Source organism: Pedobacter hiemivivus, from assembly GCF_004331685.1.
In the GTDB taxonomy this organism is placed as follows: domain Bacteria; phylum Bacteroidota; class Bacteroidia; order Sphingobacteriales; family Sphingobacteriaceae; genus Pedobacter; species Pedobacter hiemivivus.
The window spans coordinates 12,421-27,116 of the sequence record NZ_SJSM01000022.1; the positions used below are offsets into that span (position 1 = coordinate 12,421).

A 14,696-nucleotide genomic window follows, 5' to 3' on the forward strand; every position below is an offset into this window, starting at 1 on the left:
GCAACCGAAATAGTAGGCGTTAAATCACAAAAATAAAATTATGAAAAAATTATTTTTTGCTGCTTTGCTCGCAACAGTTGCGATAGGTAGCGCGTATGCTCAACAACAGTATGCTCCTAATTCAGATGGGTCTGGTACAAAGTTCATCTGCGTTGAAGAAGATCAACCTACATGTCGTGAAATATTTCCTAACGGGGCATTTGAATATCCTTCATTAACTCCTGTTTCGACTTTACCGGATCTTTTTTATGACGAAATTTAATTATTAAGCATTTTCAATCAGGATTGGTTCTTAGTAATCAATCCTGATAAATTATAATAATAACGAAAATTATGGTAAAAAAAACAATGTTAGCGCTATTGATTAGCCTATCTATATTTACTGCTTTTTACATCTATTCTAATCGAAATTCCAATTTAAAGACTGGATTTAATCGCACCTTTTCTAAGCGAATGCCCTTACTAAAAAGTAAGACGATATTGGAAAAAGAAAAGTACTCTATTCTAGAGGTAAAATCAGATCGAATTACTCTTTACAAGAAAAACAAACCTTATGAAATGTTAGCTATCAATTTAGCTCTTCAAAGCAGAGCTACTAACGAAGTTGCCATTCTAAAGAATGTATCATTTACTGGGTTGATCTCAGTTGCAGAAAGGAATAACTATACTTTCATTATGTCTGGTGGTGCATCTAAAGCCTATAGAATAGGCTTTGATAAAAATAAAGTAATAAGCAGCAAATTAGATAGTATACCTTTTAACCATGCTGAAGTTATAAGTCCCAACTCTTTCGTGTATATGAGTAAGAAAAAGGTTGAAAAAATAAGTAGAAGAGCAATAAAAAAAGTAAGTTGGCAAGGGCAGGAATTAAATATGTATCTTCCTGAAATGCAAATTGATGGGTATTTTTGCAATGACGGTAGATTAAGGTATGATCCTGACTCAAAACTATTTGTTTATCTTTTTTATTATAGAGGTAATTTTGTTTGCTTAGACACAAACTTAAAAATGCAGTACCAAGCGAAAACTATTGACACAGTAAAAAAATCAAAAATCCATTTTTTGGTTAAAAATGGAATGAAAACCCATACAACCCCACCCAATCTAGTTAATAAAAAAATGTCAATTGCAGATGGTAAAGTATATATTCAGTCCGCATTAAAAGCTGACAATGAGAAAGAATCAGATTTTAACTTCCAAGAGGTTATTGATATTTATGATCTAAAGGATGGCAAATATTCTGTTAGTTTTTATCTGCCAAGGATTGATAGACAAAAATTAACCGAATTTAAAGTTTACAAAAAACAAATCATTGCATTGTATCGAAATACCTTGGCAGTATTTACAATTCCGAACCTATAAATATGTTCTAAGATCCTATTAAAACGGTTTATTTTCACAATTATTTCAAATATTAGGCAAAGCTCATACTCCAGCTACCTCCTTCGATCAATGATGCCCATATGTTACAGAGAATCAGTTTATGGCTTTACGTTCTATTTGTTATTAACATTGGCTTGAGACATATGTCATCTTTTGATCAACATACAAATTTTTTGGTAAAATAATTAAAAACCATTTAAATTCGCATTTACTTTTATATAGGCATTTTCCAGAAAAAATAACTCTTAATCTGTGAATCATGGGCAATTTCAATACTCATTAGCATATTATATAATCGCATATTTCCTACTAATTTATTTCCTTTAATTACTTTTAATACTTTATTTATTTGGGCGAATCGCTTTTGGAAAGAATCTTTAATTCTTTCAAGTAAGCTATCGTTCTTATCAATAAAAAGTGCAGAAAGAAAACCCGTTATATTATAATGCTTTAGGAATGAGTCCTTTCATGTGTCGTTAAGGCCGTATTATTCCCACTAACGTTGGCAAATGAAAAATTTGGAACTGCTCCTAAAGAACACTAACCGCTTCTCAACTGGAGCTCTCAATATTGATGACTTCATATATTTTGTCGCATCCCGAGTACAAGAGTCCCGTGGTGGTGTTATCTCTGAATTGACTTGAAATGAGTCATTTGATTTTTAAGATCATCTTTATTATTATGGCCTTCGTTGCTATTTTTTTAAATCTGTAAAATATTCTTTGCGCAATTTGAAAATCAGGGTTAGCCGAAAACCTGTAAAAGAGTAGGTAAATAATCAAAAACTCAAAACAATGAAAAAATTACTTTTTTCTGCCATCCTCGCAACAGTTGCGATAGGGGGTGGTTATGCTCAACAGATGTATACTCAAAATGCTGATGGCTCGGGTTTCCGTTTCATCTGTTCTTTAGAGGAATTACCTACGTGTCGTGAAATATCTGGTGGAGCTTATGAATATCCTTCTGGAATCTATGTTTACCCTTTACCAGATCTTTTTTATGATGAAATTTAATCATAAAACTATTTTTCATCAGGATTGACTTAGGAATCAATTCTGATGAAAAATAGTAATATTGAAACTATGATAAAAAAGAAAAACCAATCTTAATCTGTGAATAAAGAGTAATTTCAATGCTTATCAGTATTTATTATATAATTGCACATTTCATATTAATTTATTTGCTTTTAATTAGTATCAACGCTTTATTTATTTCGTCGATAATAACTGCTGGGGAGAAATCTTCCATTCTTTCAAGCAGCTTGCCGTTCCTATCTACAAGAAGTACAAAAGGAAAACTGGTTCTATTATAGTGTTGTAAGAATGGGTGTCTCCATGCCATACTACCGGCACTTAGGTTCAAGTATTCTTTTTCATTATATGAGTTAGTATTCAGGGCAGCTATCCAATGCTCCCTTTTTGCATCAACACTCACGCTCAGTACTTTAAAATCTGGATTGTTTGAAAATTGAGGATAGACCTCTTTTTTAAATCGCTCCGCAAATGAAATACATCCCTTACAACCATAAAAATAAAAGTCAATCATCCATACTTTGCCTTTTAGGTCCGCCAAGGTCGTTTTATTTCCATTAACGTCGGTAAATGAAAAATCTGGAACTGCGGCACCTTTAAAGAATACTAACTGTTCCTTAACGGGAGCTTGCAATATTGGCGACTGTATATATTTTATCGCATCTCGAATACAGGAATCCTGCGTCTCCTTATCCGTGACATTCTGCTGAAACCATGGCTGATAGATATAATGTGCCAAAAGGTTTTGCCTAAGATCTGAATTTTTGATTTTTTTTATTGTTTCATACTGGTCTCTAAATAACAGCCCCTTTCCCTGTGATTTGAAAGTCCCTTCAAACATGATCTCAGCTAATTTACTTGTTTTGTAACTTGCAGCATATTGGAATAGCGAATCATTTACTTCAGGAACAGAATAATCTTTATTTGCAAAATAAAAATCGGTCAATATTTTATGGAAATAGTTCGATTTACTGACTTTGAATAGGTAATTGATAGTTGAGGCAAAAATCGGTTCGTATCCTGGACTAGCTAATTCATATTTGAAAAAATCAAAAACTTTAGGAGTAAGGTGACTTTGATATTTAGATAATGTATCCTTTCTTCGCTGTTGTGATATTTGAATATTTCTTGTTATTGATTCAAGATAACGAGAAAATTCTGAGGATTTTGCATAATTTACCGACTCAGCTTTTGCAACAAATGATTTGTTCGTTTTGCCAAATTCTCCCCTCAAATCTGCGGATAGTTCTTTTTTTAGTTCCAAATTTACCTTTTCCAAACTCTCAACTACCCTGTACTTTGCTGACCCTATGCCCGAAAACGAAAGAGTCATTCTTGGAATAGGCCCAATAGCTGTTGTAGTATCTTTTTTGTAAACAATATTTAAGTTATCGCCTGGTTCAGCGTAATAAATTAGGACTTTGGGACGTTGTCTCTTTTTTTGAAACTGAAAACCTATTTGCATCCAATAGATAGGCTGGTCGAATGAAGGAGAGAAATTAAAACTTCCGTCAGGATTTGGAACTATTTTAAGTCTTTCACCTTCTTTAAGAAGATTCACTGGACCTTTCTTAATAAACACTTTAATGGTATCGGGAATATCTAAATTAGAAGCAGGCTTAAATGTAAATGTGGGTCTTCTGGACTCGTTTTTTTGTGCAAAAATAGTTGTATTTGCAATAAATAGTATAAATAACAGAAATGTAAATTGCTTTTTCATGATTTTATTATTAATGTGTTACTAATTAAATATTACCGTTCGCGACTTTGAAGTCATTACAAATGAACTGTTAATAGCCATTGTTTGGGGTTAAATTGGGATTTCTAGTTATTTCCTCATTGGGAATCGGATAAAGAACATCGGTGTCTTTCCAGGAACTTCCCTTTATAGGTGAAAGGACTGAAGTTGCTCTTCCGGTTCTTTTTAAATCCAACCACCTATGTCCCCACTCACAGAAAAACTCAAATCGTCTTTCTTTTTCTACAGCCAACAAGGCATTATTTTTACTAAGTGTCGTAGGAAGAGCTGAAATCCCATTGGAAAATGTTCCATTTGCTCTAGGTCTTTGTCTTACTAAATTAAGATCAGCCACACCTCCAGGTATGTCCCCTTGGTTTATTTTGGCCTCAGCCCTGATGAGATAAATCTCGGCTAACCTTATCACCATAGAATATTCATTAATGCTTCCGTTTGTAGTTGTACTAATCTTATATTTCCACGGATAATAGTAATTGGTCGTAAACTGGTTAGTCCATTTTAATTTTCTATTATCATTGGATTCAAATTCCAGCACGAAAGCTTTGGATAAAGAAACAAATCGTGGAGTGGCAGTAAGAATGAATAGTGCTCCTTCTCTAGTATTACTCCCTGCAACTGGCATCAGTTGCCAGATTGCCTCTTTACTGTTCTTTAAGAATATTTTATCCAAGTCATCCAATAACTCATAAGTGAGCTTTTCATTAATTACTTCGTTAGACTTAATCAATGCATCTGACCACTGACTATTATACAAATACACCCTGGCTAAGAGAGCAGCAGCAGCCCATTTGTTTGGCCTAATTCGCTCTGTCGTTATATAAGATGGAGACAGCAAAGACTCCGCATCCTTTAAATCGCTTACAATCTGACTATATACGCTTTGTGTACTTGATTTTCCGAGACTTTGATTTAATCTATAGTCGGTTTGCAAAACTAATGGAACCTCCCCGAATATATTAACCAAGTAAAAATAACAAAATGCCCTAATGAATTTTACTTCACCCTGAAGTTGTTTTTTTGCAGGTTCGGATACTCCATTCGAAGAAGCTAAGCCTTGTAAAATTGCATTTGAAATATAGATATTATTATATGCCTCTAACCAAAATCCTGCAACTACAGTATTGGTTGTAGGAATATCATTGACATAAAATACATTTAATACCGTGCTGTAACTCAGTAACTCATCTGCCGAAAGCCCGGCAAAAACTGAAATTGAATTTTCATCACCTGAAAAAGCTCCCGAAGTCGCCATTCGACTATAAATTCCTGTTACAGCCGATGTAGCTATCACGTCGTTAGAAAATACTTCCTTCGGTGTAGCCGAGTCTTTTGGGGGGTCAATTTCAAGAAACTTTTTGCAGGAGAAATTGACGGATAATGTTATTAACCCAATCAGTATAAGATTTAATTTTAATACCTTCATGATGATTTAATTAAAGAGTGATTTGAATCCCTATTATAAAAATTTGTAAGGTAGGAAGATTGGCGATTGATAAAGTCTCGGGATCAAGACCTTTGTATTTTGTAATAGTCAGTAAATTTTGTCCTTGCAAAAAGAATTTTGTGCTTCCAATTTTCAATCTTTGAGAGATCTTTTCTGGTACGGTGTAGGACAAGGAAACATTTTTAAGTCGAATAAACGATGCATCCTCTGTCCCATAGCTTCCAAAACTTGTTGCATTAAGATTGCTGACATCTGCCGACGATAACGTGCTATACTTTTGATATATTGAGGTGTTTTGATTGAACGTCCATCTATCTACTAAAAATGATGGCTGATTGCGGCCTGGGATACCAACACTAAAACTTCCTGTGTTTCTTAGACCCGACAGTAAACTTTTTCCTGTTTGCTTTACGAATTGAAATAGAAAATCAAAAGAGAATCCCTTATATGAGAATGAGTTTTGGATGCCGCCATAATATCGTCGACCAACGAAGACATTTATATGTTTGTCTTTATTATCCACAATTCCATCTTCATTGAAATCGTCAACCTGGTATAATCCAGTTATTGGATCAACAAAAGTATCATACAATTTTAGAATTGACAAAGGTTCGCCAACGGCATACTGGCTGTTGTAACTAGTTGCGGCTATATTTGGAAATGAAATAAGCTTGTTTTTTGGAATAGTTAGATTAAACGAAGTATTCCATTTGAATACAGCATTATTAATGTTTTGAGACGAAAAATCATATTCCCATCCTTCATTGCTAACTTTTGCTGGTAAATTATCGGTGATTCCACTAAAACCGGTAGTTCGAGGTAAGGATGTGGAAACTAATAGATTAGATGATCTATTTGAATAATAGTTAATTGATAACTCTAGGCGATTATTAAAAAATCCTGTTTCTAATCCTAATTCTGCCTTTTTGTTTAACTCCCATGCATATGTGGGATTGGAAATAGAAGAAGGGGATATAGTTGCTTGATTTTGATAAGATCCCACTGTTGGCCGCCATAATTCTAGATAACCGTAGTCATTAATTTGGTCATTACCAGTAATGCCATAACTTCCCCTTAATTTTAAAAAGCTGATAAATGACAAGTATTTCTTTATCAAGCTTTCTTCGCTGATCAGCCATGCTGCACCTAAAGCTCCAAAATTTGCAAAACGATTTTCAGGGCCAAAACGACTACTTCCGTCTCTTCTAGCGGTAGCATTAATTAGATACTTGCTATTATAATTATAGTTTAAACGCCCGAACACGGCAGTATATCTATATTGAGCAAATGATGCAGAAGTACTAAATACGGAAGCCGAGGCGATATTTCTCATTAATGCATCACTCGCATATCCAGAACCAGTGACGGCCTGCTGATCTCTCATTCCTTCTTGAAAAGTTAAGCCAGCCAGAGCGCTAAAGGTACTCAGCCCAATTTTTTTATTATAGTCGGCCTGCGCTTCTATGTTCCAGTTATCCGCTGAATTGTCGCGAAATACCGATACTCTTTGTGCCGGACCGGGATTATTTGCAGGGTTATATGTCGCTAAGGGTTGACTATCAAATTCTTTTCTGGTGGTGAGGTTATAGCCTATCGTAGATTGGATTCTTAGATCAGAAATTATTTTATAGCTGATTTGTGCATGACCTATGAGATTATTTGTTTTAGCCTCAAATTGCTTTTGTAGCTGAGCCATTGGGTTAACATTCATGGTATTATTTCCCCAGTTTAATAATCCATCATTGGTTAATAAATTTGGGTAATTCGGAGGAAGTGTTATAAATGATGTTAAATCGTTTAAGAGTAAATTACTGTTAATTTGGCTATAGTTTGCACCTAAAGAGATGTTCAACTTTTTATTATCCGATGTATACTGCAAATTAAGATTTGAGGATGCTCTCTTGTAACTTTGGTCCTTAGAAAAAACGGTTCCTTCTCGGAAATAATTAGCCCCCATTAAATAAGTAATATTGTTTGTGCCACCAGATGATGTCGCCTGAATATTAGTTAAAGGTGCAGACGACCCTATAAGTTCCTTTTGCCAATTGGTATATTTATTCTGATCCCATGTTCCGTTAATATCATATTGAGAGGCATAAATTGGTGAACTGTTAGTTAATTTGTCATTTATAAAATATGCTTCATTTCTCATTTCCAGATATTGCTGAGTATTCATGAAATCCATCATTTTACCTACACGTGAAATTCCCTGGTTCATAGAAATTGATGTAATTGTTTTACCGCTTTTACCTTTTTTTGTTGTTATAAGTATGACACCATTGGCGCCTCTTGAACCATAAATTGCTGTGGCATCAGCATCTTTTAAAACCTCGATGCTTTCAATATCATTTGGATTAATATTTGCAATAGGATTTGCGTTGGCTGTAATTCCAGCGGCTCCAGCCAAACTTGTCGCATTAAAAGGAATTCCATCAACCATATAAAAGGGATTACTACCTTGGGCAATACTATTTCGACCCCTAATTTGCACTGTAAATCCACCGCCAGGCACGCCCGTTGTTTGAACTATTTGTATTCCCGGAATGTTAGCTTGCATAGCAGCCAGTACATTATTTACTGGCTGCTTTTCAATATCTTTTGAAGTAATTCTGGAAATAGAGCCTGTTCTTTCTCTTTCTGTAACTTTATAATACCCCGCATTGATCTCGACCTCTTCTAATTTATCATTGCTTGGTGTTAATTTTATGAATTCTATTCTTTTAGCTGCTTTTGCCTCCTTAGTCACATAACCGACAAATGAGATTACCAAAATGGCCTTTTCGTCTACATTCCTCAATAGAAACTCTCCAGCCAAATTGGTAGAGGTAGAGGCCGAGCCGCCTTTTACTTTTACAACCGCGCCCACCAGTGGATCGTTATTTTCATCAAGCACACGGCCACGCACATCAATAGTAGCCAGAGTACTAATAACATTATCACGAAAGGCAGGCTCACCTGCTTTAACAACAATGGCTTTTCCGATAATTTGGTAAGTTACTGAGCGGCCATCTAAAACATTATCCAACACTTGATTAAGTGGCGTATTGTAAAAATTTACATCAATAGGCATGTGGGAATTAAGTTTACCTTCGTACCAAATCACGTTGTATCCGGTTTGGCGTTTGATTTCTTTAAAGATTTCTCTAATGGTGGCGTTATTTTTATTATAAGTTAGCTTTTGTCCATTCGAGTCTTTTGCACTCAATTGGATTACTGCTATTAAAATTATAATAATGATTAACCGCATTATGAAGAATGTTTTGTGGATGCCGTTCATGAGAGCATCCCTGTTCATGAAATTGATCTTATACATTTCATCGGTTTTATGACAAACGTAGCTTACGATGATTTAAATTTAATTTTGATGATTAAATAAAATTCGCTAAATTCGTTTGTCTGTTTAGTTGATAGTTCGATACTTTTGATTGAATACAGGCCATCGTCGTTTGTGTTTCGTAGACATAAGCGACTTTTTTTTGCCTTATCCGCGCGCGCGTACGCGTGCTGAATGGTTGTTTTTTTACTTCATAACAGTGATTTTCCTCCCATTAATTTTAAATTTCACCTCTCCGGTTGCCTCTAAAAGGCATAATACCTGGGAGACTTTTTCGTATTTAGATATAGCCCCACTGAAGGGCTTATCTCCAACTTGTTTATCGGTATATACTACCTCAACATCATACCAGCGTGAGATTTTCTTCATGATACTTTCCAGGCTTTCGCTTGCAAAGCTGAACGATCCATTTTTCCAGTCAATAACATCATCCGCATAAACCGCATGCACAGTAATGCCATTTGCATCAAACTCAGATTGTTGATTAGGCTTTAGTATTATTTCTTTACTTACACCAGTTGTAGTAAGAGGGGCAACCTTAACGCTGCCCTCCAACAGGGTTGTGCTTACTGAGAGATCATCGTTGTAGGCAGATACGTTAAAGTGGGTACCCAGTACCTCAACCCTTTGTTTATCTGTGGTAACGACGAAAGGATGATTTTTATCTTTAGCTACCTCGAAATATGCTTCGCCGGATAGCTTAACACTTCGGTATTGTTCTTGTCCTTTTAAAGCGGGGTTATAAGTTATACTGGATGACGCATTAAGCCATACACTTGAACCATCTGGAAGCTGCACTTGATAGGTGCCGCCGCGAGGAGTGGAGACGGTAAAGGCTTGAGCCTGCTCGTTGTTAATGAATGTCCCATCATTGTAGGTTAATTTTGAGGCATCGATGATAATACCGCTTTTTGTATCGCTGAGTTGAATCGTTTTACCGTTTTGCAAGGTTAAAGTTGCCCTGTTGCCACCTGGGTAAATATCGGTAGCAAATTGTATAGGCGCAGGCGCAGCTTTTTTAAAGAGGAGTGTAGTAGCGGTACCAATAATTGCTATTGCTGCTGCAGTAAGGAGAATATTTAGCGGCCAGTTTATTCTTCTAGGTTTATTCGGGATTTTCGAAAGCCTTAACCTTAAATCATTTAAGTCTGGTTCCATTTCAAGTAAATCCTGAGGCGTTACTTGAGCGTCAATATAAGTTTCTTCTATAATAGCCTGTTCCTCTGGGGTACATTCATCAGCCTCATATTTTTTTAAAAAGTCGTAAGCGTTGAAATTTGCCATTTTGTTTCTTATTTTTAATATTCTTACGATCGTAGGTTAAATTAGTATTCAATTAATGTTAATTTATTTGAACTTTTATTCTGGTCGTAGTTTGCCCCTAAGAATTTTAAGTGAACGCTGAAGATTTGTTTTTACCGTATTTTCTGGCATTCCCAGATGTTGCGAAATTTCTTGACGATTCATAGCATTCTTTCTGCTAAGTTCGAAAACAGTCCGCATTTTTTCGGGCAGGGCAGCAATTTCCTTTTCAATTAATGACTGTAGGTCATGCTGACGGACCAAATGGTCGGTAGAGTTTTGCACCTGATCAAGATAGGGCTGGAAATTTTCAGCATATTTTTGTGTGATTTTTTTGTGCTTATAGTGATCTAAAATCCGGTTCTTAACTACGGTGAAGAGAAACGCGATTAATTCGCCAGGAATATTAACTGTGGTGCGTTTCTCCCATATATCAGCAAATGCATCATGGATCAAATCTTTTGAGATCTCTTTATCATTTAAACGTCTACAGGTAAATGAAAATAGTAAAATATAGTACCGCTCGAAAATCTCGATGAACGCGGCGTCGTCCGAATGTCTTAATTGTAGAACGAGATCAGCGTCTGAAAGTTGCTTATAGTCTATCGCCTGGCCCATGTCTTTGAGTCTTAAAATGTTTATAATACTAGAAATAATATCCCTATGTTGATATTCTATATCAATAAACCGAATAATAGAACCATTGGATCTTGTTCATTTTGTTCATTTTGTTTAGGCTGAAACATTGTTCAATATAAAGAAATAAAGCTTAGCTATTCTGGTGTTATTATCGTGCTGATTTCTAACTTCATAACGGCTTTAAAAGCCTCTTGAGGTGCTGTTAAGGCAGTTTTGTTCCTAAGTGTTTTGCGCTTTGTTTGGCCCTTTAAATGATCGGTTTTTTTGTGCTTGAACAGTGCTTAGCTACTGCTATATTGTTCAATAAATGGCTTATCACTATTTAGATTGATTAAAGAGTGGTTGAAGCGTCTATTTCTTTTTAGATGGGGAAAAAGCGGTTCTTGGGCAGTTTTCATGGGTTTTTTGGGTAGATTTTCTTCTACAAAACTGTCGCTCATTAGATGCAATAATGAAGAACAGTTGTACCTCTGGGGAAGCTATGAACAGCTTAGAGGTACATGTTGACATAGAACAAATGTAAACATTTAATCTTACATTGGCAAAAATAACTTCATAAAAAATAAAAATAATTACTTTGTAATAAGCGCATATGTTGTTTTTTATACAAATATTTGTTTTATGAAGAATAAATTTAAATTATTTGGAGAATTCGTAAGAGAGATTGCCGAAAGAAAGAACCTTAGGCCTTCTGACCTTAGTGAATTGATTAATTGCACCAAACAGAACGTTTCGGATATTTATAAACGTAGAAGCATAGACTCTGAGCTGATGTTGATATTGAGCAGAGTGCTGGACTATAACCTTTTTTCCTATTATAATGATGCGGAGCCAATTGCCAGCTTTCGCCAGGCAGAGGCATTAGCGCATCAGGCAGCACTGGATAAATTGACCGCTGAATTGATGCACAGCACTGAGCTGCTGAAGCAGCAAGATGAAGTCATCAGATTGCTAAAGGAGAAAGAGGAGTTCTTGAGAAAATAAAGCCCTGGATCTCCATCCAAGGCCGTATCAACTTTCCCATTTTTCAATTATAACTCATTTCATAACCGTAACCGTTTTTCCATGAACCTTAAATTTTATTGCACCTGTTAGCTGCAGTAAATTCAATACTTCAGATATATTCGCGTATTTTGTGATGATACCGCTAAAAGGCTTACTGCCGAGATTTGGATCAGTATACACTACTTTTACGTCGTACCATCTTGCTATTTTTTTCATAACCTCACGTAAATTATCACTGTCGAAGTTAAACTCGCCGTTTTTCCAGGCTAAATCTGCTGCTACATCAGTCTTTTCTACCCTGATAACAGTACCTGAACTGTAGGCTGCTTGTCCTGGTTTAATAGTAACATTTTCTGTGGGCGTAGAAACCTTGACCAGCCCCTGGGCTAAAGTTGTTTTGATCAACCCGTCCTCATCGTAACTGTTGATGTTGAAGCGCGTGCCCAATACCGTTATTTCTTGTGTATTGGTTTGTACGATGAAAGGTACTTTTCGCGCTCTGCGTTTCATATTTAAAACAGATTGGATCTGCCTAACTTCAAAGTAAGCCTCACCTGATAAATAAACCCGGCGCTCTGGCATATCCTCGAATGTAGAAGGGAACTTAAGTGTTGACCCGGCATTTACCCAAACCTGGGTACCATCGGGTAAAACGATGTTGTATTGTCCCCCAGATGGAGTCATGATGACATTTAAACCTGGGTGGTCTTTTGCATAACTTATTTTGCCTGTAATCTTTGAGGGTAGGGAGTCCATTTTGCCTGTTGCTAAAACCGGATCTGGATTAAATAGGTAAAGGAGTTGCCCATCCGCCTTTTTTATAATTTTTACATTCTGCTCGCTGGCTATTTCACCCTCTTTGGCATCGGCTAAATCAATGGTTTTACCATTTGGCAAGGTAAGGGTAGCTTTATTGGAGCCAGGTTTTATATCGTTGACAAGCGCTTCTGTTTTTGTCTCTGCTTTTGGAAGAATTTCTTCTTTTAAGAAGTAATGAATACCATATATAAGTGTACAAGCTGCAGCAACACCTGTAAGCGGTTTAAGCCAAGGCATTAATACTTTCTTAACTGACTTTTTAGGTTGCGGCAATAGGCTAAGAACTTCCAGCCTTGCTGCTTCAACTTCTTCAAATGAAATATCGGCTACATCTATATTGTAGCTAGCATACCAATCGTCGACTAGGCGCTTCTCCTCCTCATTACAAGTGCCTGAAGTGTACTTGAGGAGTAAGTCTTTGGGGTCTTTGTCGTCCATTTTTTATTGTTGTTGTCTTATTGATTGTGGTTAAAACGAGGAGGGGTATTAAAATAGGAAGAGGAAATGAAAAAAAATGCTTAATTTTTTTTTAAGTAACCTAATTCCGTTGTTTACCTGCTTCGAAACGTTGTTTTCGTTGGTGTTTAGCTTCTCTGCGATTTCTGTATAGGTGAGTTGTTCTCTTCTGCTCAATACAAATATGGCCCGCATTTTTTTTGGCATGGCATCGATTTCTTTATTGATCAGGGCATTGAGGTCATTCTCCCTCACCAAGGCGTCGGTGCGACTGCTACTCCATGTAGTCATGTAGTTTTTTAAGGAGTCCATATACCTTGCTTTCACCTTTTGATGAGAGAAATGATCGAGTATACGGTTTCTGGTTAAAGTGAACAAGTAGCCGGTCAGGTTTTCGGCGGTTAGCGGCCATTCGCGCCTGACCCAAAGTTTGGTAAAAAGCTCGTGAAGGAGATCTTTAGCCAGGTCCTCATCCCGAAGCTTTTTAACTGCGTGTACATATAGTAGATAAAAATACCTGTTGTAAATTTCGGTGAAAGCTGCATGGTCGGAGGTTTTTAAAAGCCTGACCAGCTCTACATCCGGATATTTTGTATAATCGCTCATATTTATGCTTAGGATTAAATACTAAACCGTTTTGTATGGTGGTAAAACTATAGGAATCGTAACTTTTGCTTTTTATTCATTGTGTTCATTTTTTAAGCGTAACACCAATGAAAATTAATTGTTTAATATATTTGGAAAGTTGATAAATATTGTTGTAAATTAATGAACAATATGAATGTTTGGTGTGTTTGACGCTTTCGCCATTTTTACTATAACTAATTTAAAGTATATGGAAAAAAAAGTACTAAACCAAAAGAATCTTCTAGAAAGGATTCAAACAGAAGTAGATGTATTTAAAGGCATCATCGACAAAAGGACGTTGATTGAAGAGAAGTTTAATCAGGTAAATGTAAAGCTGGATAAGTTGAAAGCTGAAGCTGATAGATTGTTCGGTCCCAAGAAATAGTAATATTGATTTTTCTGTTTACTTTTAGTCGATAACTATTTTATTATGCTAAAAGAATCTTTAAAATCACTTTTTACGCGAGATCTGAATAAACTAAAGTCTGAAATTGAACAATACCAGAAAGAGGAGAATTTATGGATTGTAGACAAGGGGATATCCAATTCTGCGGGTAACTTATGTTTGCACCTGGTTGGAAATTTGAATACGTTTATTGGTGCCGAGCTTGGGAAAACAGGATATGTTAGAAACAGAGAACTGGAGTTCTCTTTAAAGGATGTTCCTAGAGCTGAGTTGCTGGTGAAAGTTGAGGATACGATTAAGGCGGTAAATACGACGCTGGATGGATTATCTGAGGGGGACCTGATGGTAGATTATCCGTTGGTTAAGATTGTAGCAGGAGGGAGTTCTGTAGGTTTTATGCTGATTCACTTGAGCACGCACCTGGCTTATCACCTTGGGCAAATCAATTATCATCGGAGATTGCTGGATATTTAAAAGAAAAAGGGGGCCAG

At 36.1% G+C, this 14,696-nt stretch carries 13 protein-coding genes; 6 read left to right on the forward strand and 7 right to left on the reverse strand.

Features of this window, described 5'->3' with window-relative positions; genetic code table 11:
- Positions 1–40 precede the first annotated feature (40 nt).
- The 3 genes from EZ444_RS22210 to EZ444_RS22220 all read left to right on the forward strand — a co-directional run bounded on the left by EZ444_RS22210 (position 41) and on the right by EZ444_RS22220 (position 2,396).
- Positions 41–262 (forward strand): hypothetical protein, encoded by a 222-nt coding sequence (locus EZ444_RS22210; protein ID WP_131611476.1) that lies wholly within the window; start codon positions 41–43, stop codon positions 260–262.
- Between the two features lie 71 nt (positions 263–333).
- Positions 334–1,362 carry a hypothetical protein gene (locus tag EZ444_RS22215; RefSeq protein ID WP_131611478.1) on the forward strand — a complete coding sequence of 343 codons (1,029 nt, stop codon included), beginning with the start codon at positions 334–336 and terminating at the stop codon, positions 1,360–1,362.
- 815 nt (positions 1,363–2,177) lie between these two features.
- Positions 2,178–2,396 (forward strand): hypothetical protein, encoded by a 219-nt coding sequence (locus EZ444_RS22220; protein WP_131611480.1) that lies wholly within the window; start codon positions 2,178–2,180, stop codon positions 2,394–2,396.
- Between the two features lie 163 nt (positions 2,397–2,559).
- Here the strand turns inward: EZ444_RS22220 and EZ444_RS22225 are convergent, their stop codons facing one another.
- The 5 genes from EZ444_RS22225 to EZ444_RS22245 all read right to left on the reverse strand — a co-directional run bounded on the left by EZ444_RS22225 (position 2,560) and on the right by EZ444_RS22245 (position 10,871).
- Complete coding sequence (locus tag EZ444_RS22225) at positions 2,560–4,134, reverse strand: TlpA family protein disulfide reductase (protein ID WP_131611482.1); 1,575 nt, start codon at positions 4,132–4,134, stop codon at positions 2,560–2,562.
- A 70-nt stretch (positions 4,135–4,204) separates the two neighbouring features.
- Positions 4,205–5,596, reverse strand: coding sequence for a RagB/SusD family nutrient uptake outer membrane protein (locus EZ444_RS22230; RefSeq protein WP_131611484.1), 1,392 nt, complete (start codon positions 5,594–5,596; stop codon positions 4,205–4,207).
- Between the two features lie 10 nt (positions 5,597–5,606).
- Positions 5,607–8,930 (reverse strand): SusC/RagA family TonB-linked outer membrane protein, encoded by a 3,324-nt coding sequence (locus EZ444_RS22235; protein WP_131611486.1) that lies wholly within the window; start codon positions 8,928–8,930, stop codon positions 5,607–5,609.
- A 207-nt stretch (positions 8,931–9,137) separates the two neighbouring features.
- Entirely contained in the window at positions 9,138–10,235 is a 1,098-nt protein-coding gene (locus tag EZ444_RS22240) for a FecR family protein (RefSeq protein ID WP_131611488.1), read from the reverse strand.
- 75 nt (positions 10,236–10,310) lie between these two features.
- Entirely contained in the window at positions 10,311–10,871 is a 561-nt protein-coding gene (locus EZ444_RS22245; RefSeq protein WP_131611490.1) for an RNA polymerase sigma factor, read from the reverse strand.
- A gap of 642 nt (positions 10,872–11,513) precedes the next feature.
- Between EZ444_RS22245 and EZ444_RS22250 the strand changes: the two genes are divergently transcribed.
- Positions 11,514–11,876, forward strand: coding sequence for a hypothetical protein (locus EZ444_RS22250; protein WP_131611492.1), 363 nt, complete (start codon positions 11,514–11,516; stop codon positions 11,874–11,876).
- A gap of 54 nt (positions 11,877–11,930) precedes the next feature.
- Here the strand turns inward: EZ444_RS22250 and EZ444_RS22255 are convergent, their stop codons facing one another.
- Together EZ444_RS22255 and EZ444_RS22260 are read right to left on the reverse strand one after the other, a co-directional pair.
- Entirely contained in the window at positions 11,931–13,154 is a 1,224-nt protein-coding gene (locus EZ444_RS22255; protein ID WP_131611493.1) for a FecR family protein, read from the reverse strand.
- Positions 13,155–13,202: 48 nt separating this feature from the next.
- A complete protein-coding gene (locus EZ444_RS22260) occupies positions 13,203–13,778 on the reverse strand; it encodes an RNA polymerase sigma factor (RefSeq protein WP_131611495.1) in 576 nt (191 codons plus the stop codon).
- A gap of 229 nt (positions 13,779–14,007) precedes the next feature.
- On the opposite strand from EZ444_RS22260, the gene EZ444_RS27310 reads away from it, so the two are divergent.
- Together EZ444_RS27310 and EZ444_RS22265 are read left to right on the forward strand one after the other, a co-directional pair.
- A complete protein-coding gene (locus EZ444_RS27310; RefSeq protein WP_165503696.1) occupies positions 14,008–14,184 on the forward strand; it encodes a hypothetical protein in 177 nt (58 codons plus the stop codon).
- A gap of 45 nt (positions 14,185–14,229) precedes the next feature.
- Positions 14,230–14,679: a DinB family protein gene (locus tag EZ444_RS22265; RefSeq protein WP_131611497.1), complete on the forward strand. Its 450-nt coding sequence runs from the start codon at positions 14,230–14,232 to the stop codon at positions 14,677–14,679.
- The last annotated feature ends 17 nt before the right edge of the window (positions 14,680–14,696 follow it).